The organism is Paraburkholderia hiiakae (genome assembly GCF_904848665.1).
Classification (GTDB): domain Bacteria; phylum Pseudomonadota; class Gammaproteobacteria; order Burkholderiales; family Burkholderiaceae; genus Paraburkholderia; species Paraburkholderia hiiakae.
Map to the genome: position 1 here is coordinate 458,343 of NZ_CAJHCQ010000003.1, position 17,805 is coordinate 476,147.

At 66.1% G+C, this 17,805-nt stretch carries 14 protein-coding genes and 1 pseudogene; 3 read left to right on the forward strand and 12 right to left on the reverse strand.

The annotated features are described in order from the left end of the window. Positions 1-246: 246 nt before the first annotated feature. The gene (gene pmbA, locus JMY28_RS09220; protein ID WP_201695581.1) at positions 247-1,617 is read left to right on the forward strand and encodes a metalloprotease PmbA; all 1,371 of its coding nucleotides are present in this window, start codon (positions 247-249) and stop codon (positions 1,615-1,617) included. A 105-nt stretch (positions 1,618-1,722) separates the two neighbouring features. Here pmbA and JMY28_RS09225 read toward each other — a convergent pair whose 3' ends face one another. The 9 genes from JMY28_RS09225 to JMY28_RS09265 all read right to left on the reverse strand — a co-directional run bounded on the left by JMY28_RS09225 (position 1,723) and on the right by JMY28_RS09265 (position 10,614). Continuing rightward, positions 1,723-2,220: a dihydrofolate reductase gene (locus JMY28_RS09225; protein WP_201695582.1), complete on the reverse strand. Its 498-nt coding sequence runs from the start codon at positions 2,218-2,220 to the stop codon at positions 1,723-1,725. Positions 2,221-2,327: 107 nt separating this feature from the next. Next, on the reverse strand, positions 2,328-3,857 hold the full coding sequence (locus JMY28_RS09230; protein ID WP_236596765.1) for a sigma-54-dependent transcriptional regulator: 1,530 nt from the start codon (positions 3,855-3,857) through the stop codon (positions 2,328-2,330). 16 nt (positions 3,858-3,873) lie between these two features. Further along, the gene (locus JMY28_RS09235; RefSeq protein ID WP_201695584.1) at positions 3,874-5,361 is read right to left on the reverse strand and encodes a hypothetical protein; all 1,488 of its coding nucleotides are present in this window, start codon (positions 5,359-5,361) and stop codon (positions 3,874-3,876) included. A 155-nt stretch (positions 5,362-5,516) separates the two neighbouring features. Further along, positions 5,517-6,362, reverse strand: a complete 846-nt coding sequence (locus JMY28_RS09240; protein ID WP_201695585.1) for a peptidase C39 — start codon at positions 6,360-6,362, stop codon at positions 5,517-5,519. Positions 6,363-6,375: 13 nt separating this feature from the next. Continuing rightward, entirely contained in the window at positions 6,376-7,062 is a 687-nt protein-coding gene (locus JMY28_RS09245; RefSeq protein ID WP_201695586.1) for a C39 family peptidase, read from the reverse strand. Between the two features lie 147 nt (positions 7,063-7,209). Further along, positions 7,210-8,793 (reverse strand): cell wall anchor protein, encoded by a 1,584-nt coding sequence (locus JMY28_RS09250; RefSeq protein WP_201695587.1) that lies wholly within the window; start codon positions 8,791-8,793, stop codon positions 7,210-7,212. A 27-nt stretch (positions 8,794-8,820) separates the two neighbouring features. Further along, entirely contained in the window at positions 8,821-9,450 is a 630-nt protein-coding gene (locus tag JMY28_RS09255; RefSeq protein ID WP_236596766.1) for a hypothetical protein, read from the reverse strand. Further along, positions 9,447-9,947, reverse strand: coding sequence for a hypothetical protein (locus tag JMY28_RS09260; RefSeq protein WP_236596767.1), 501 nt, complete (start codon positions 9,945-9,947; stop codon positions 9,447-9,449). Before JMY28_RS09260 ends, JMY28_RS09255 begins: the two co-directional genes overlap by 4 nt. A 121-nt stretch (positions 9,948-10,068) precedes the next feature. After that, a complete protein-coding gene (locus tag JMY28_RS09265) occupies positions 10,069-10,614 on the reverse strand; it encodes a hypothetical protein (protein WP_201695588.1) in 546 nt (181 codons plus the stop codon). A 546-nt stretch (positions 10,615-11,160) separates the two neighbouring features. Here JMY28_RS09265 and JMY28_RS09270 point away from each other — a divergent pair. Together JMY28_RS09270 and JMY28_RS09275 are read left to right on the forward strand one after the other, a co-directional pair. Next, complete coding sequence (locus JMY28_RS09270) at positions 11,161-12,546, forward strand: sigma-54 dependent transcriptional regulator (protein ID WP_201695589.1); 1,386 nt, start codon at positions 11,161-11,163, stop codon at positions 12,544-12,546. 322 nt (positions 12,547-12,868) lie between these two features. Further along, complete coding sequence (locus tag JMY28_RS09275; RefSeq protein WP_201695590.1) at positions 12,869-13,840, forward strand: thymidylate synthase; 972 nt, start codon at positions 12,869-12,871, stop codon at positions 13,838-13,840. A 95-nt stretch (positions 13,841-13,935) separates the two neighbouring features. Here the strand turns inward: JMY28_RS09275 and JMY28_RS09280 are convergent, their stop codons facing one another. From JMY28_RS09280 to JMY28_RS09290, 3 genes and pseudogenes are all read right to left on the reverse strand, one after another. Then, positions 13,936-16,416 carry a DUF6600 domain-containing protein gene (locus tag JMY28_RS09280; protein ID WP_201695591.1) on the reverse strand — a complete coding sequence of 827 codons (2,481 nt, stop codon included), beginning with the start codon at positions 16,414-16,416 and terminating at the stop codon, positions 13,936-13,938. Between the two features lie 229 nt (positions 16,417-16,645). Beyond that, positions 16,646-17,368 carry an ArsR/SmtB family transcription factor gene (locus JMY28_RS09285; RefSeq protein WP_201695592.1) on the reverse strand — a complete coding sequence of 241 codons (723 nt, stop codon included), beginning with the start codon at positions 17,366-17,368 and terminating at the stop codon, positions 16,646-16,648. Between the two features lie 271 nt (positions 17,369-17,639). After that, positions 17,640-17,805: pseudogene (locus tag JMY28_RS09290) on the reverse strand (IS110 family transposase); the annotation flags it as partial.

Sequence of the window (17,805 nt, forward strand, 5' to 3'; positions counted from 1 at the left end):
GCTCGCGCGGCTCAGGCTGTAAGGCGGCGCCGGTGGCCCGATGCCCGCCCGAAGGTTGGGACGAACCGATGCGAGCGTTGATGAGAAGCGCGAAGCGACGAAAGCGCCTGTGATGCGTGTTCACATACCTTGCTATGATCGCGGGATGCGCTTCGCGAACGCGGCGCGTTCCGAAGCACCCGAATCGACACCAGCTAAACACGACATCAGCGGGCCGCATCGGCCCAGAACCGGACCGTAACGACAATGGCAGCAGACATCGAAGCCCGGCAACGCTTTTTCCCGCACACCCAGGACGAGCTGAAGGAGATCGCGTCTGACATCCTTCGGCACGCCAACGCGCTCGGCGCGAGCGACGCCGCGACCGAGATCTCCGAAGGCGATGGCTTGTCCGTCTCGGTGCGCCGCGGCGAAGTCGAGACGATCGAGCACAACCGCGACAAGATGGTCGGCGTGACCGTCTATATCGGCAATAAGCGCGGCAACGCGAGCACCTCCGACTTTTCGCCGCAGGCGCTCAAGGACACGGTGGCGGCCGCGTACAACATTGCGCGCTTCACCGCCGACGACGACTGCGCGGGCCTCGCCGAGCGCGAGCTTCTAGAAACCGCGCCGCGCGACCTCGACCTTTACCACCCGTGGAATCTCTCGCCCGACGAGGCCGTGGAAATCGCGCGCCGCGCCGAAGATGCGGCGTTCGCAGTCGACCCGCGCGTGAAGAACTCCGAAGGCGCGAGCGTGTCGGCGCAGCATTCGCAGTTCGTGCTCGCCACCTCGGGCGGCTTCATACACGGCTATCCGTACTCGCGCCACTACGTTTCGTGTGCGCCTATCGCTGGCGTTGGCCGCAACATGCAGCGCGACGACTGGTACACCTCGCGGCGCAGCGCGGCCGAGCTGGCCTCGCCCGAAGCCGTTGGACGCTATGCGGCCGAGCGCGCGCTCTCGCGCCTGAACGCGCGCAGCCTCGACACGCGCAAGGTGCCGGTGCTGTTCGAGGCCCCGCTGGCCGCGGGCCTGCTCGGCGCGTTCGTGCAGGCGGTGAGCGGCGGCGCGCTGTACCGCAAGACGTCGTTCCTCGTCGACAGCCTTGGCAAGCCGGTGTTCGCGCCGCACATCCAGATCGTCGAAGACCCGCATGTGCCGCGTGCGGCCGGCAGCGCGCCGTTCGACGAAGAGGGCGTGCGCACGCAGCGACGCGAAGTCGTGAAGGACGGCATCGTGCAGGGCTATTTCCTGTCGTCGTACTCGGCGCGCAAGCTCGGCATGCAGACCACGGGCAACGCGGGCGGTTCGCACAACCTGCAGTTCCAGAGCTCGCTCACGAAGCCGGAGGACGACTTCGAAGAGATGCTCAGGAAGCTCGGTACGGGCCTCTTGCTGACCGAACTGATGGGGCAGGGCGTGAACTTCGTGACGGGCGACTATTCGCGCGGCGCGTCGGGCTTCTGGGTGGAGAACGGCAAAATCCAGTACCCGGTGGAGGAAATCACGGTGGCTTCGACGCTGCAGGAGATGTTCCATCACATCGTCGCCGTGGGCGCAGATACGCTCGCGCGCGGCACGCGTCAAACCGGCTCGGTGCTAATCGAGCGGATGACGGTGGCGGGGCAGTAAGCGGCTTTTCCGCAGGCTAGATGAACAACGGCACGCCAAGGCGTGCCGTTGTGCTTTTGGGTGCCAAGTTGGGCGCGGGTTGGGCAGCAATGCGCGCCCAGGCAATCAATCCCGCCGCACGTACCGCACGAACGCAAAGTCGAAGTCGTTCGGCGCATTCGCATGCAGCGTCTCGCGCGACGTTTCTTGCCACACGTCGGGGTCCGGCGCGGGAAAGGTGGCGTCGCCCTCGAAGTCCGCGGAGATTTCCGTCACCACGAGTTCATGCGCGAGCCCGAGTCCCTCACCATAGAGCTGCGCACCGCCGATCAGGAACGCCGCGGGCGCCTGGTCCTGCGCCGCGAGCGCTAGCGCCTCGTCGAGGCTCGTGGCGGTGTCGCAGCCGGGAAAGCGCTTGCCCGCGTCGCGCGTCACGACGATGTTGCGGCGGCCCGGCAAGGCGCGGCCGATCGATTCGTGCGTCTTGCGGCCCATGATGATGGGCGCGCCCATCGTGGTGCGCTTGAAGAACGCAAGGTCTTCGGGGAGCCGCCAGGGCAGCGCGTTGTCGCGGCCGATCACGCCGTTGCGGGCGCGGGCGACGATGAGGGTGAGCGTCGTCATCGAAAGGGTAAAGGTGCGAGGTTGTAAGCTGTTCGCATCGATTCTACCTGAGCGCGCCGGGCCGCCCGGCGCGCTCGCTTGTGCCGTATCGTGCCATATCGTGCGTTTCAACCCTGCACGTCAGGCGGCAATTCCGCCTGGTTCTCCGCTTCGCCGCCAAAGAACGCTTTTTCGTCGCGCAGGCCGTGCGTGCCCATTAGCCGGTAGAGCGTCACGCGCGAAATGCCGAGGTCGGCAGCGGCTTCCGTGAGCCGGTGCCGGTGCCGCAGCAGCGCCGCCTCGATCGCGCGCCGCTCCGCGGCCTCGCGCGCCTGCGCGAGCGTGACCGTCTGCTGCGCGCTGAATTGCGCGAGATCGAGATCCTCCGCGGAGATCAGCTTGCTTTCGGCCATGACGATCGCGCGGCGCACGCGGTTGATCAGCTCGCGCACGTTGCCCGGCCAGTTGTAGTTGTACAGCGCCTCGATGGCGTCGGGCGTGAAGCCGCGTATGCGGCGCGCGCTGTCCTGTTTGAACTTGTGCAGCACGTGGTGCGCGAGAATTTCGATGTCCTTGCCGCGTGCGCGCAGCGGCGGCTCGTCCACGCGCAGCACACACAGGCGGTGAAAGAGGTCGGCGCGAAAGCGTCCGTCGCGCATCGCTGTCTCGAGATCGACGTGCGTGGCCGAGATGATGCGCACGTCCACGGGAATCTGCTCGCGGCCGCCCAGACGTTCGATCTTGCCTTCCTGCAGAAAGCGCAACAGGCTCGCCTGGCTTTCCAGCGGCAAGTCGCCGATTTCGTCGAGAAAGAGCGTGCCGCCGTTGGCCGATTCGACGCGCCCGATCTTGCGCTGGTTCGCGCCCGTGAATGCGCCGCGCTCGTAGCCGAACAGTTCGGATTGCAGAAGATGATGCGGGATCGCGCCGCAGTTGATCGGCACGAACGTCGCCTTGCGGCGCGCCGAGCGTTCGTGGATCGCGAGCGCGGTGAGTTCCTTGCCCGTGCCCGATTCGCCCGAGATGAACACGGTGGCGTCCGTGTTGGCCACCTTGCGGATCGTGCGAAAGAGCTGCTGCATCGCCTCGCAGGTGCCGACCATCTCGTCTTCTTCCTGACTCGCAGCGGCGGCGCCCGGCGCGTCGAGATCGCACAGCGACACCATGCCGAACGCGTGGCCCACGAGGTAGTCGAGCGTCGCGTGTGAGACCGGCACGTGCACATAGTCGAAGCAGTAGTGGCGGATCAGACGCCGCACTTCGGCGTCGGTGAGGCGCGAGTCGTCGGTGAGCGCGATCCATCCGACCTGCTGCAGCCGCAGGATCGTCTCGAGGCCCGCGAACTCGCGCGGCGCGAAGCCTGTGAGATCGACGATGCCGGCATAGGCCGCCTCCGGCTTCACGAGGCGCGAAGCCTCATGCACCGTACGCGCAGTCGCGATTTCCCAGCCGCGGCTCTTCAGGTACGCGCCGAGCAGCGGGTCGGGCGTGCGTGCGACGTACAGCAAGGTGCGATCGAAAACCGCCTCGGGCTTCTCATCGCGCGCGCGGCCGGCGCCGGGTGCAACGCCCGCAAGCGGCGGTCCGGTCACGGCGAGACGCTGACCGGCTCCGGCGAGCGGTGTCACAGTGGCGCCCAGATGTGAGGATTCGCGCACGATCGACCTCATGACATCAGAAGGTATATGGGAAACGCACGCCGACGACGAAGTTCGGTGCATCGGGCGTGAGCCCGACGGATACCGCGCCGTTGATCGTCAAGTGCTTGTTGACCACGTGATTCAGGCCGAAGTTGAGTACCGAGGCGGTGGTCTCGCTGCCCGGCACGCCGGTCCAGGTGCCACCCGGCGCCTTCGTCTTCGACTGCGGTTCGATGGCCATGGTGTACGAAATGCTTGCCGAATCCTTGTCGGAGAACGCAAGCGCGACGCCGCCGCCGAACTGGATGATGTCGCCGAGCTTCACTTCGGCGGGCTCGGTCTGCCCGATCACCGACGAGATGTCAGCGAACGAGCGCGAGATGTTGTACGTGTACGAGAGGCTGCCGAACAGCACCACCGGGTCGTAGGTCTTCAGCACCGAGAGACCGGCCGTCACGTTCCAGAAGCCCGTGCCCGTGGGCAGCTTGCTGGGCGCGACGAGATTGGTGTTGTCGGGCGTGATCTGCTGCACCTTGATGCCGAACGGCGAACTGCCCGTTGGCGTCTTCACGCGCAGGCTGCCGACCACGTCGGGCATGTTGTTGGTTTCCTTCAGGAACTGGTAGTAGATCCCGAAGTTCACGTCGCCGATGTCGCTCGAATTGACCGACGCGTCCGAGAGCGTACTCGCCGAGCCGCCCGCGCCGCCCACGATAAAGCTGCTGTGGCGGTAGACGTACGGCACGTCCACGTCCACGCTCATGCGGTCGGTGAGGCCGTAGCGCGTGTCCAGGTCGGCAGTGATCTGGTGCGACTTGGTCTGCCCCAGATTGATGTTGCCGAGGAAGATCGCGTCGAGCGCGAGAAAGCCCGACAGCTGCAACTGGCGGCGATCGTAGTAGCTGTCGCTGATGCCCCAGTCCAATGTCAGCTTGTGGTCGAAGAGCGGCGCGTGTTCGCGCTGCACGACCGCTTCTTCGGCTTGCGTGCGGGAGGGCTCGGCGCTCTTCTGTGTCTCGCCCACAGTCGGGCTGCCGTTGGGGTTCACGCCAACCGGCGCGCCCTGCTGCGGGCCGCTCGAGGCCGCGGTGCCGGTCGCGCCGTTGGTCGTCCCGGCGTCGGGCGAGGGCGGGTTCACTGGCACGCCGGTTGCCGTGCCGGTGAGCGCACCGGGCGCGGTCGCGCCCGGCAGCGCCTGGGCGAGCGGCGGCAGGGGCACAGGCAGGCCGTCGGCGCCCGGCTGTTCCGCGACCGTTGCGTCCGAAGCGGCGTCGGGCGCGCCTGCGCCCGGCATGCCTCGACCGCGTTGCGCCATTTCGAGGTTCGTCACCTGGCGCTCGAGTGACTGGATTTGCCGCTGCTGCTCGTCCACCACCCGCATGAGCGTATTCAGGCGGTCTTCGACCGACTGGCTTTGTAGCGCCTGCGCCTGGGCGCACTGCGAGAGCGCGAACAACAAAACGGCTGCTGGTATGGCGGCGAGCGCCACGTGCGGCGCGGCCGTCCTTGACATCATCTTCATTCTTCTTCCCCCGGGATCGAATGCGGGCGCCAACTGGAACCCCCTGGTCCCACGCCCGCGCACGTCGATGCTCCTCTTTCAAAGTCCTGCTTCTCGCGCGGGTCCTTGCCCGCGTGGTGGTCTCCTTGCTGGTGCGCCTCGTTATGAGCCCTCGATTAATGGAGATTTCGCAGCGCCTGTAGTACGCCGGTCTGCCGGATCATTTGCGCCGTCATCTGCTGCGTCTGCAGATTCAGTTGCAACTGGTTGGCGACCTGCTGGTTATTGCCTGCGACCTGGAGTAGCTGGGCGATCGCGCCGGCCTGTTGCGCGTTGCCCGGCACGATGTTTTGCGTGGCGAGGCCCGCCGGCGTCTGCAGCGTCACATTGACGCCGTTACTGCCGAACGAGATGCCCGCTTTGACGCTGCCGGTCGCGTTCGAGGCGGACGCGCTCGACTGGTTGGTGGCGCCTGGCAGATTGGCGAGCTGCGGCGCGTTGTTGTCGTAGGAGATGGTTGCGGCATTGGCGCCCGTATTGCCGTTGCCGGCCACCTGGGTGATCTGCGAGACGCCGTTGACCGAGACGTTCTGGCCGCCGGTAGCCGTCGCGTTCGGGTTGGCGCCGCTGTTCGCGCCCGTGGTCCCGCCCTGCGTCGGGTCGATCACGGTTGCATACGTCTTCACCTGCGCGCTCACCTGGTTGGCCGCGTTCTGGGCGACCGCGAGTGCGCCTTGCGCGACTGCGGTCGCGCCGTTTGGCAATTGCCATTGAGAAAGCAGGTTCAGAACGAACCCGGAAATCATGTCGCTGCCGGCATATTTGCCGGTCTGATGCGCGAGCACGTCGTCGCCGACGGCCTCGCAGCGGATGCTTGGCGCCTGCGCGTCGGCGTTCGAGAGAAACGCCGGCACCGGCTGCGGCAAGCCGATGCCTTCGGCCGCTAGCACACCGCTCGAAAAAGCGCAGGCGAGCGCGGAGACGGCTGCCGCGATGCCACACTGTGAGAGGTTGCGTTTCATGATTCTTAGGACTTCAGAACATGACGGCCTTATCGAGGCCGTATTCGAAGAAGGGAGTCGCGGCCGTGCCATTGAGCAGTGCGTTTTCACGCAGCTTGAGCGCGAGCGACTCGTTGTTCTGCAACAGCGGAGAATCCTCCAGGAACGGTTTGCCGAGGACCGCGAAGACGAGGCCGTTCCATGTTTTGGTAAAGTCGTCTTCCGCGACGATACGGTTGCCGAGCGCGGGGTCCGCAATGAAGATGCGGCCGTTCTCGGCGTGCTTGACGATCACGAAGTGCTCATAGCCATCGATGTTCATGAGCACCAGCACGGGAATCTGCAGGTGGTAGAGCGCGTCGGAGTTGACGCGAAAACCGCGGCCGCGCAAGCCGATCGTCTCGACGTACTTCTTCATGTCGAGCATGGAGAAGCCATTCTTGACGACCACCTCGGGTGTGGAGAACACCATCATCTGGCGGATCAGCTCAGGTTCGGGGATGTCGATGCCGTAGCCGTACTTGAGCAGTGTGGCGAGTGCGGCGGCGCCGCAGCTGTAGTCATACTGCTGGCTGACGATGCTGCGATAGCGCAGGTCCCGCATCGAGTGGACCGGAAGCTTCACCGGCACGCCCACGAGATGGGTCACGTCGATTGTCGACTGCGCATGCACAGGCACAAGGGCCGCGCTGGCGGTGAGCGTCAGCGCGAGCACAAACATCCTTGACGCCGGGGTTGAAACGGGCCCGGACATGGTGGTCTCCTACCTTCTGGTTTGCGCGCCGGCTGCGGTGGGACAGCCGGCGCGCGTTGCTTGCTGCGTTACTGCCTGGGACGAGCCCAGTTCCTGCGGTGCTGCCAGCCGTGCTTAGTGGCCGTTGTTCATCGCGGCTATGGCCATGCCGTTGTGCTGCAGGTTGCCGATGCCGCCGGCAATGTTCACGCCGATGTTGCCTTGCGCGCCGGTGAGCGTATTGGCGCCGAGGCTGGCCGTACCCTGGAACTGGCCGCTCGCGCCCATTGCCGCGTTCTGCACGTTGTTATCCGTCGCGACCATCGCAACCGTCGAGTAGGCGCCCGGGGTTGCTGTCGTCACGGAGCCGGCGAGGCTGTTGTTCTGTGCGTTGCCGATACCGGATGCGACGTTCACGCCGACGTTGCCCGAGACGCCCGCGAGAGAGCCGTCGCCGACCGACGCGTTCAGATTGAAGTTCTTCACCGTCGCGTAGCCGCCGGACGACTGGTTGTTGAAGATCTGAGCGTTGCCGAAGACGTTGCCCATGTCGACGGAAGCGAGCGCGACATCGTTGCTTTGCGCGTTGTTGATGCCTTCCGCGATGTTCACGCCGAGATTGCCCGTCACGTTCGTCGCGGCGCCGCTGCCGGTGTTGGCGTCGAGCGTGCCTGCTGCTTGCGTGTTGTAGTGCTGCGTGATCGAGCCGGTGGTGTGCTCGTCGACCGTGTTGAGCGTGTCGCTTACGTTATAGCCCCAGCTGTTGCTCGAGCTCGAGCTGCGTGACGACGAATGGCTATGCGAATCCGAGCTGGAGCTCGACGTGCTGTACGTATGAGCGTACGTGCTCGATGAGTTCTTCGACTTTTCGCTCGTACCGTTTACGCTCGCTGAAAGCGCGGCGCTGGCCGTGCCGTCGGCATGAGCCGTATTGGCGGTGGTCGAGCTGTTGCTCGTGTTCTTGTTGTTGTTCACGTCCCACGCTGCGCCGACGTTCGTCGTGTCGCTGTCGTTATGCGCGTTCGTCTTCGTGTGCGACGTGCTTTCCGAGCCGCTGAGGTTCACGCCAGCCGAGCCGTTCCTGAAGTTGCCGCTGTGCGACCACGATGCGTTTGCCTGGAGGTTGCCATTGCCGCTTTGCGACTTCGTGGACGTGTTGTTGCCTACGCTGTTGTAGCTCGTGCCAAGTGCCGCGCTGCCTGTGTCGCTATAGGTGCTGGCGGTCGTATGATCGTGCGTGCTGCCATTGTCGGTCGACACGTGATAGTCGGCGTTCACGCTTGCATTGAGCGTCTTGCCGAAGCTCGAGCTGCTCGACGAAGCCTTCGTGGTCGACGCGTTGACGTCATGCGAGTGCGACGAACTGCTCGATGAGGACGAGCTGCTCGACTCACTCGAGCTCGAGGACTTCGAGAACGTATTGTTGCCCGTGCCCGTTACGCTCCAGGTGGTGTTGTTGAATGTCGTCGTGACCTTGCCGCTCACATAGCTCTGTGCTTGCGGAAGCAGCGTGCCGCCGCTGGTGGTTTGGCTGTTGTTGATGACGGCGCCGGCGGTGCTCGAAACCGAGACGCAGCCGAACAGCGTGACAAAGCCTTCGATGCCGACGCCTTCGGTTACGCCCGTGGCGTTGAACAGATACGCCATGTTCGATGGAACCGCGTAAGCGGAGCCGGCCGCCGACGCAAGAACTGCCGCTGCTATGAGGGTGCGCTTCATGATTTCGCTCCGATACTGAGTGGTCAGTTAAAAAAGAGTGCCCGCCGGGGGACGGAGCACAAAACTGTTTGCCGTAGCGTTACCGGCGCCGGCTGTCTGGTTCACCTGCACGAGACCCGTCGCATTCCTGAATGCCGCATTGTCGATGCGTACCTCACGAATACCCCCTGCCTGGACCATTTGCCCCTGACTGCCGTTTCTGGCAGCCGCCGCGGACAATTCCCCGTCCGAGACCGCCACCACACCAATCGCACCACTGCTGATGAGAGCAGTGTTGCGCTGGACATTGCCCACGCCCGCCGACTGATTCACCATCATTGCGCCGTTCGTGTTTGCAAAAGCTCCTGCACCTATGGTCGCGCTCGCGCCTTTGAGCCGCGCCGTGACGGTGGCGAGCTGGTCGTCGCCGTTCACGTTGATCGACACGTTGCCGGTCGTGATCGTCAGCTGGTTGGCCTGCGCGTTGTCGACACCCGCTGTTTCGTTCACCGTGAGCGCGCCCGTCGTCGAAGTCGCGGCGCCCGGGGCGATGATCGCCGTCGCGCCGACGCTCACCTGGGCCTGCGCGGCGCTCGCGAATGCGAGCGCGGCGGCGCAGGCGAGCGCGCTGGGCAGCGCCGTGCGCAACATGCGCGAGGTCTGGATCGAACGGCTCATTTCATGCCTCCCATGGCGCCCGAAAGTGGGGCGAGCGCGCCTGTGATCGTCGAGGAAATCGTGCCGCCGAGGCCGCCGCCGATACCGGCGCTCGCGCCGGGTCCGGCCGCCACGTTCGCGCCGGTCGCGCTGCCCGTGAGAATGCGCGTGAGCGCCTGGACGCCAGCGGTTTGCGCGCTCAATGCGCCGTTCGCGTTCACGCCGCTTGAGCCGTGCGCGTTGGTGAGATCCGTGTCGGTGACGAGCGTCGCCATCGCGGGATCGAAGCTGTTCTTTGGAAAGGTCGTGGCGCGCACGAGCACCGGGTCCTGGCTCTTCGGCACGTTGTCGAAGGCGCTGCGCGGCGTGATGTCGCGTTCGACGATGACGTCGCCGGGGTTCGTGGCCTGCTGGGCGGCCACATCCGCCGTGACGCTCGCGGCCAGGGCGCCGCACAGGGCGGCGATGACCTGGACCGAGCGGCGGCTTGCGCCGCGCATCGAGTTGCGTGCTCTCATTCTGGTCTCCTCCTGGCCGGAGTCGGCGCATTGGCGCCTTGTCCGGTCCTTTGTCCTGGCTTCGCGCATTTCGCAGCGAACCGGACACCGCGCCGCAAGCGGCACGGGTGCTATCTCATCGTTACTTTCTGGTGTAGCTCGCGATGTTGCCCTGCGCGTTCTGTGTGGCGTCGACGGGGATCGGCAGCGGTGCAGGCGGCGCGATTTCGTCCCAGAGCGTCACGTTGTTGTTGCCGCGCATCAGTTGCGGCGTGGCGGCCACCATCACCATTCCCACAGCGCCGCCGCGCTGGCGCGAGAGCGTCTGATCGTCGAGCGAGCCGATGCCCGCGAAGGCGCCGTCGTTGCCGGAGGCGACGGGGTCGGCCGGCGCCTGCGCGCTGGCGGCCGTGGCGCTGGTCGAGTCCGTGCCGGTGGCGCTGGCGTCGTCGGCCGGCGCGCTCATGACGAGCGTGGCGGGAACGAGTGCCGCAGGTGTTGCAGGAACGACATCCGGGGCGGCGTTCGCGACGCTGACAACCGTATTTGGCGCGGCAGGCGCATCGTCCAGTGCCTGTGCGCGAGCAGCGGGCGAGAGGACGAGGAGGGCGGCCGGCACGAGCATGGCGGCGCATGCGCTGCCGTAGCCGATGACACTGCGCCGGACCTGCTGGATGTTGAGTCGCATGGCATATCTCCTGGTGCGAGACATTTAGCGAAACGTGTGCCATCGCCCGCAATCCATTGATGCGCTTCGAACCGCACTATTTTCTGCAAACTTTGAATGGCGGATATTCGCCAAAATGTTTCAGTGCTGAAACGTGAGGCCGTTTAAACCCGTTTGGAATGCCATACGGTTTCAAAGGAGAACGTTTGCGCGCCAGGCGCTTAACTATTCAGAGAATGGAAACATCCGTAATTATTTCTGCACTGACAAAATACCGGGAAGAGGTGGAAACATTTCCATCGGTCCCTTAACCATTCCTATTGCATAAATTCTATCCAAGTGCCACGAGGCTATAGTAAGCTTCAGAAAAAGCCGTAATGCCTAAAAGAAAACGCCCGCAACTGGGCAAGTTGACACACACGCCACAGCTCGGGGATTCACTGTCAGCAAAAGCATGCGCGTTCACTGTTTTTTCAGGTACGCGAAAGTCGCTTTTTGCTGCGTGTCTGTACATTCAGGTGCGTGCCGTCATTCCCAAACGATGGTGTTGGCAAGAGGATCTGAATAATGGAACCTGCAACGCGGCAATTGGTGTACGTGACGCGAAAACCGGTCGAAGCGTTGAACGAGCGGTTCCACGAGCGCGGCTGGCAGGTGGAGATCGTCGGTAACGCACGGGACGCGCGGCGGGCACTTCGCGCGGGGATGCCTGCGGGGGGCCTGCTCGATCTTTCCAGCGAATTTCATCTGCATGAAATCGGCTCGTTCGAACCGTGCCTCACGCTGCCCAACGTCGGCTGGGTGGCGGCGACCACGACCGGGCAACTGCAGGACGCAACGCTGCGCCGTCTGGTGCGCGATTACTGTTTCGATTACGTAACGGTCCCCTGGAACGGCGACCGCATCGTCGATTCCGTCGGCCACGCGTATGGCATGGTTTCGCTCGGCGAAGTCGCCTCGAACGACACCACGGGCGGCACCGAAGGCGAAATGGTCGGCTCGTGCGAGGCGATGCTGGCGTTGTTCCGCTCGATCCGCAAGGTCGCACTGACCGACGCGCCGGTGTTCATCTCGGGCGAGTCGGGTACGGGCAAGGAACTCACGGCGGTGGCCATTCACGAACGCTCGTCGCGCCGTAGCGCGCCGTTCGTGCCGATCAACTGCGGCGCCATTCCCCCCCACCTGTTGCAGTCCGAACTGTTCGGCTATGAGCGCGGCGCGTTCACGGGCGCGAGCCAGCGCAAGGTCGGGCGCGTCGAATCGGCCAACGGCGGCACGCTCTTTCTCGACGAAATCGGCGACTTGCCGCTGGAAAGCCAGGCGAGCCTGCTGCGCTTCCTGCAGGAAGGCAAAATCGAGCGCCTGGGCGGCCATCAGTCGATTCCCGTGGACGTGCGGATCATCTCGGCCACACACGTCGACATGCGCGCGGCGATGGTGGAAGGGCGCTTCCGTCAGGACTTGTATCACCGCCTGTGCGTGCTGCAGATCGACGAGCCGCCGCTGCGCGCGCGCGGCAGGGACATCGAGCTGCTCGCGCGGCATATGCTCGAGCGCTTCAAGAAGGACGGCAGCCGGCGCCTGCGTGGCTTCTCGCCCGACGCCATCGCGGCGCTGCACAACTACAGCTGGCCCGGCAACGTGCGCGAGCTGATCAACCGCGTGCGGCGCGCGATCGTGATGTCGGAGGGCCGGGCGATCACGGCGCGCGATCTCGAACTCGGCGACTACGTCGAGGTGGTGCCGGTTTCGCTCGCCCAGGCGCGCGAAGCCGCCGAGCGTCAGGCCATCGAACTCGCGCTGCTGCGCCACCGCGGCCGTCTTGGCGACGCCGCCCAGGAGCTTGGCATCTCGCGCGTGACGCTCTATCGGCTCTTGTGCGCGCACGGCATGCGCCATATGGAAAGCGAGCCGCTCGCGCCGCATCCGGGCGGCCTGGCTTCGGGCGCTTGAGGCGCGGTGAGGGGCTTGAGGTTGATCGAGAGTGATTGAAGTTGCTTGAGGCGACCGGCGCTTTCGTGCTCTGCGCATTGACCGCGCGCCGTCGCTTTTGCCGGGCCAGTGTCATGGCGTTTCACCTCGCTGCGGCTCGTTGCGCCGCGAGCTTCTCCTTGGGCTCATCGTAGCCCGTCCTGCGGGCATTTCGCCCTTGTCCCCGTTTCGTGAAGAACTCGCGCTTTCGGCGCGGCCGACCTTGGACGCGCGCGCCGGGTAAAATCCTCCTTTTCCATCTGAATCCGAACCGGGCGCCACCTGCCCGACGAGGGAACCGCGCATGAAACAGTATCTCGAGCTCGTCCGCTCGATTCTCGACACCGGCACCTGGCAGGAAAACCGCACCGGCATTCGCACGATCAGCCAGCCGGGCGCCATGCTGCGTTTCGACCTGCAGGAAGGCTTCCCAGCGGTGACGACAAAGAAGCTGGCGTTCAAGTCGGCGGTGGGCGAGCTGATCGGATTTTTGCGCGCCTCGCGCAGCGCTGCTGATTTCCGCGCGCTGGGCTGCAAGGTCTGGGACGCCAACGCGAACGACAACGCTCAGTGGCTCGCCAATCCGTACCGCGAAGGCACCGACGACCTGGGCGACGTGTACGGCGTGCAATGGCGGCGCTGGCCAGCTTACAAGGTGCTCGACGCCCACGCCGCCGCGCAGCTTGCCGACGCGCAATCGCGCGGCTACGCGCGCGTGGCCGAATTTACCGAGGACGGCTGCTCCAAGGTCCTGCTCTACAAGGCGGTCGACCAACTGCGCCAGTGCCTCGACACGATCATGAGCAACCCGACCGACCGTCGAATTTTGTTTCATGGCTGGAATCCGGCGGTGCTCGAAGAGATCGCGCTGCCGGCTTGCCACCTGCTGTATCAGTTTCTGCCGAACCCGACGAAGCGCGAAATCTCGTTGTGCCTCTATATCCGCAGCAACGATGTGGGCCTCGGCACGCCGTTCAACCTGACCGAAGGCGCGGTGCTGTTGCACCTCGTGGGCCGGCTGACGGGTTATACGCCGCGCTGGTTCACGTACTTCATCGGCGACGCGCACATTTACGAGAATCAACTCGATATGCTGAACGAGCAGTTGCGTCGGGAGCCCTTTGCAAGCCCGCGTCTGGCCATCTCCGAGCGCGTGCCCGAGTACGCGAAGACGGGCGCCTATGAGCCGGAGTGGCTCGAAAAGGTCGAGCCGTCCGACTTCTCGCTCGTGGACTACCGTCATCACGAACCGCTCACTGCGCCCATGGCGGTGTGATGCGCTTGCATTCACGGTAGCGGCGGTATGACTGCGCCATGAAGAAAGCCCGCGAACGGCGACGTTCGCGGGCTTTTTCGCTGGTGGCGCGGCGATCAGCCGTGGTGGTGATCGTCGTGATTGTTGCCGCTGGCGCGCTCTTGCGGATGAGGCGCGGGCTGCGGTTGCGCACGCGGTTGGGGCTGCGGCTGCACTCGGGCCTCCGCGTGCTGCTGCGGCTGGGGCTGGGGCTGCGGATGGAACTCCTGGCGCGGTTGCGGCTGCGGGCGGACTTCGGCGCGCTGCTGCGGTTGCGGCTGCGGATGGAATTCCTGACGCGGCTGGGGCTGCGGCTGCGGACGGACTTCAGCACGCTGTTGCGGCTGCGGCTGGGCTTGCGCCTGCGGATGGAACTCGGGGCGCGCCTCCGACTGCTGCGCCGGCCGCGCCTCGGCTTGCGGCGCGTGTTGTGCCGCGGCGGGCTCGGGCATCCGTTGCTGCGGTTGCGCCTGCGGCTGGCCATGTGCCGCGTCACGCTGCTCCTGCATCGCGACGGCGGGCGGTCTGCCTGCCTCGTTGCCCTCCGGCTGGCCATGCGTGGCCATCGGCGCGTGCGGCTGCGTCCATGCTGGCTGATGCGCTTCGCCGCGCGCCGCGTTTGCCGCGTTCATCGCGCCCGGACCCGGCTGGCCGGCTGCGGGTGCGCCGCCTTCCGGACGACCGGCGAACTGCGGCGGGCGCGGCACGCCGTGTTCTTGCGCGGCAGCGGGCGGCACGCCCGGCTGGCCATGCTCGGGGCTACGCGGCGTGGCGTTGGCGGCTGCTGCGCCGGGTTGGGGTGCGCCGCCAGGCATGCCTGGACGGCCTGCTTGCGCCTGCGGCGCGGCCGGCCTGCCGGCCGCGCCGAGCAGCGGCGAATGCGGCGGCACGACGCGCACGTTCTGGACGGGCCACGCGCCATGCGAAGCCGGAGCGAACGGCGAGGAGGGCGCATGCGCCGGTGCCGAGACGCGCACCACGGGCGCACCCGCGCCCGGCACCGTGCCGCCGGTGTGGGCGAAGCGCTGCGCGAGATTGTCGTGGAACGCAGGCGGTGCGACCGGCGCGCGCGTGGCCACGACCTGGCGCTGGTTGAGCGCCGCGGGCGGCCGGTAGTCGGCGCGACGCATATTGGGCCCGAAGCTGCCCTGCACGGGCGCGATGCCGGGCGTACCCGGGTTGATACGCGCATTGCGCCATTGCTGCGGATCGACATGCTGCGCGAAGCGAGAGACCGGCTGACCGTGGACGAACGCCGTGGCCGGCACGGCCGTCACCGCGCCCGGCGCGCGATAGTTCACATAGGTGTTGCGAACGTTGATATTCGTGATGTTGACGTCACGCCGGTAATTGTTGACGACGACGGTCTGGTTCACGCGCTGGTAGTAGTTCGGGCTCCAGCCGCCCCAGTGCGGATGCCACGGCTCGCCCGGCCCGAGCGCGAACCACGCGACGCCTGCGGCCGCGACGCCGCCCACGGCGAGGTTGACGCCCCAGTCCGTGCCGCCATCTCCGCCGCCCACGAACGCCACCAGCGCCGGCGCATAGACCGGCGGCGCGCTCTCGACGTTCGGGCCGGGCACCCAGGCCCATGAATCGTCGACGTACGCCCAGCGGCCGTAGTGATACGGCGCGAAGCCCCAGGGCGCGTCATCGACCCACGTCCAGCCCCACGGCGCCTGCCACACCCAGTGGCCGTCGTGATACGGCGCCCAGCCAGCGGGCACCGAGTTCGGGGTCCAGACTTCGCCGTACTGCGGATCGCTGCGCCACGTACCGTTGTTGTCGAGGTCCTGATAGCCCGGGACGTCACGCGAGACATAACGCGCCGAGACCGAACGGTCTTCGGCGGCGTCGCGTGCGAGGGACCACTGGTCGAAAGTGTCCGGCGGCGGCGCTGCATCGCTTGCCACCTGTTGCAGGTCGGTACCGGCGAAGCGGATCTGCTGACCGGCCGTCATCGGCGTCTGACCGTTTTCGCCGTACACGGTCACGCTGCCGCTGCGCACGGTGACGGTCGTGCTGCTGCCGTCGGGCGCCACATCCACGCGATAGTCACCGGGGCTCGTCACGCCGAGTGCGAGGTTCGGCGTATCGATTTCATACGAGGTGCCGGGCGGGACTTCGCGCACACGCGTCGAGAGCGTGCCTTGCGCCATTTTGAGCTGCGCGGTTTGATCGTCGAGGTTGAGGACGTCGAGGCTCGTCTGCGCGCCGAGGCGCACCGCCGTCGAGCCGATATGCAACTCCGAGCGCCCGTTGGCGTCGTTCCAGAGCTGGTCGCCGGTCGTGAGCGGGCGGTTGAGCTGCGCGTACGACCAGTCGCTCGCGCCGGCTGGCTCGGTGGTCACGGCGCCGGCCATGTAGTCGAGGCGCGCAACGCGGCTGGGCGGATCGCCGCCCGTGGCGGCGGGGGCGGCCGCGGCATCGGGCGGCGCCTCCTGCGCGAAGACCGCGGGCGCGACGGCGAGGTTCAGCGCCGCGAGCGCGGCGAGTGCAAACAGCGTGCGCCGGGACGTGCGGCGAAACTGGGTGATCGTAGGTGTGCGCGTTGTCATCTTTGTTCTCCTGTCGATGGGACTTGGCGCTTTGGTGCTTCAGCGCTGATTGCCATCCCATGCAGGGCACTGTATCTGGCGGGCTTGTTTCCATGCTCACGGATTTGTTAAGGCTTATGCACCAGATGTAACAGAACGTGTGACCGCGGGCGGAACGCGAGCTTTTGCGCGCGAAATCGGCAATTTTGTTGGATATTTGTCAGCTAATTCGACGTGCTCGCGAGGCGTTTTACGGACCGACGAGCGCATCGAATTCGTGCCGTCCCTTGGGTGTGATGCGCAGCACGCGCGGGCGGCTCGTCCGCTCGATCCAGCCGCCGTGCGTCCACGAATCGAGCAGCGCCGCGCCGAGCGCGCCGCCCAGGTGCGGCCTGCGCTCGCTCCAGTCGAGACAGGTACAGGCGAAGCGCCGCCGCCGTGCGCGCAGCGCGGCAACGTCCACGCCCCAGGCCGCGAGACGCGCCGCGCCCTCGGGCGTGGCTTCGAGCGTGTCGCCGTCGCGCACCAGCAGGCCGCCTTCCACGAGGCGCTCGAACACCTGCACGGCCACTTCGCCTGCCATGTGGTCGTAACAGGTGCGCGCATGGCGCATCTCCAGCGGCACCGTACGCGCGGGGCGGGGCGCCGGGCGCTGCGACGTGATGGCGTTGGACGCATGCGCGACGTTCATGAACGCCTCGATCGCTGCCGCGATCTCGGGGTTGGCGATCCGGTAGTACCGGTGACGCCCGCGCACGTCGAGCGCGAGCAGGCCGCCGTCGGTCAGGCGCGCGAGGTGGCCGCTCGCCGCCGAAGGCGAGAGGCCCGCGATCATCGTGAGTTCGCCCGCGGGCCGCGCGCTGCCGTCCATGAGCGCCCACAGCATGGCGGCGCGCCCGGGATCGGCGAGCAGCGCGGCAACGCGCGCGAGGCCTGGGAAGTGGCTCGATTCGTCTGCGGCGGGGAGGTTCATGGCGGCTTATATGGGCGCCTCCCGGTTTGCCAGGTGATGTTCAATGTGCGGCGCACAGGATCAGGTTGCAGACTTATATCCGGCCTTTGATGCGGACACGGGTCCGCCGGCCCTGATGGAATTTGCCGGGGAAGGCCTCATCTCCTGGGAGTCCTCGAAGGACCGCCCGCCATTCAGGCTTGCTTCCCCGCGGTCCGACCTGTTTTGCCATCACGCGTACATCTACCTGCGCAACCTATGGGCGGTCCAACTCCTATAGTGCGTTGATCTTCTACGCGGCGTGAGCCGCGTAGCCTGATTGGTACGTGCGACCGTGCGCGAGCAGTGCCCAGATCGTGCGCGCCATCTTGTTGGCCAGCGCCACCACCGCCACGTTGAACGGTCGTCGCGCCAGCAGACATTGCAGAGCTTCGCTCAGGTGTTTGCCATGTGTGAGC

Excerpts from the sequence above, each read along its gene's own strand:
- JMY28_RS09260 (WP_236596767.1), bottom strand. The coding sequence starts at position 9,947 with ATGAGAGCACGCAACTCGATGCGCGGCGCAAGCCGCCGCTCGGTCCAG.
- JMY28_RS09225 (WP_201695582.1), bottom strand. The coding sequence starts at position 2,220 with ATGACGACGCTCACCCTCATCGTCGCCCGCGCCCGCAACGGCGTGATC.
- JMY28_RS09250 (WP_201695587.1), bottom strand. The coding sequence starts at position 8,793 with ATGAAGCGCACCCTCATAGCAGCGGCAGTTCTTGCGTCGGCGGCCGGC.
- pmbA (WP_201695581.1), top strand. The coding sequence starts at position 247 with ATGGCAGCAGACATCGAAGCCCGGCAACGCTTTTTCCCGCACACCCAG.
- JMY28_RS09270 (WP_201695589.1), top strand. The coding sequence starts at position 11,161 with ATGGAACCTGCAACGCGGCAATTGGTGTACGTGACGCGAAAACCGGTC.
- JMY28_RS09275 (WP_201695590.1), top strand. The coding sequence starts at position 12,869 with ATGAAACAGTATCTCGAGCTCGTCCGCTCGATTCTCGACACCGGCACC.
- JMY28_RS09265 (WP_201695588.1), bottom strand. The coding sequence starts at position 10,614 with ATGCGACTCAACATCCAGCAGGTCCGGCGCAGTGTCATCGGCTACGGC.
- JMY28_RS09245 (WP_201695586.1), bottom strand. The coding sequence starts at position 7,062 with ATGTTTGTGCTCGCGCTGACGCTCACCGCCAGCGCGGCCCTTGTGCCT.
- JMY28_RS09235 (WP_201695584.1), bottom strand. The coding sequence starts at position 5,361 with ATGAAGATGATGTCAAGGACGGCCGCGCCGCACGTGGCGCTCGCCGCC.
- JMY28_RS09240 (WP_201695585.1), bottom strand. The coding sequence starts at position 6,362 with ATGAAACGCAACCTCTCACAGTGTGGCATCGCGGCAGCCGTCTCCGCG.
- JMY28_RS09255 (WP_236596766.1), bottom strand. The coding sequence starts at position 9,450 with ATGAGCCGTTCGATCCAGACCTCGCGCATGTTGCGCACGGCGCTGCCC.
- JMY28_RS09280 (WP_201695591.1), bottom strand. The coding sequence starts at position 16,416 with ATGACAACGCGCACACCTACGATCACCCAGTTTCGCCGCACGTCCCGG.
- JMY28_RS09285 (WP_201695592.1), bottom strand. The coding sequence starts at position 17,368 with ATGAACCTCCCCGCCGCAGACGAATCGAGCCACTTCCCAGGCCTCGCG.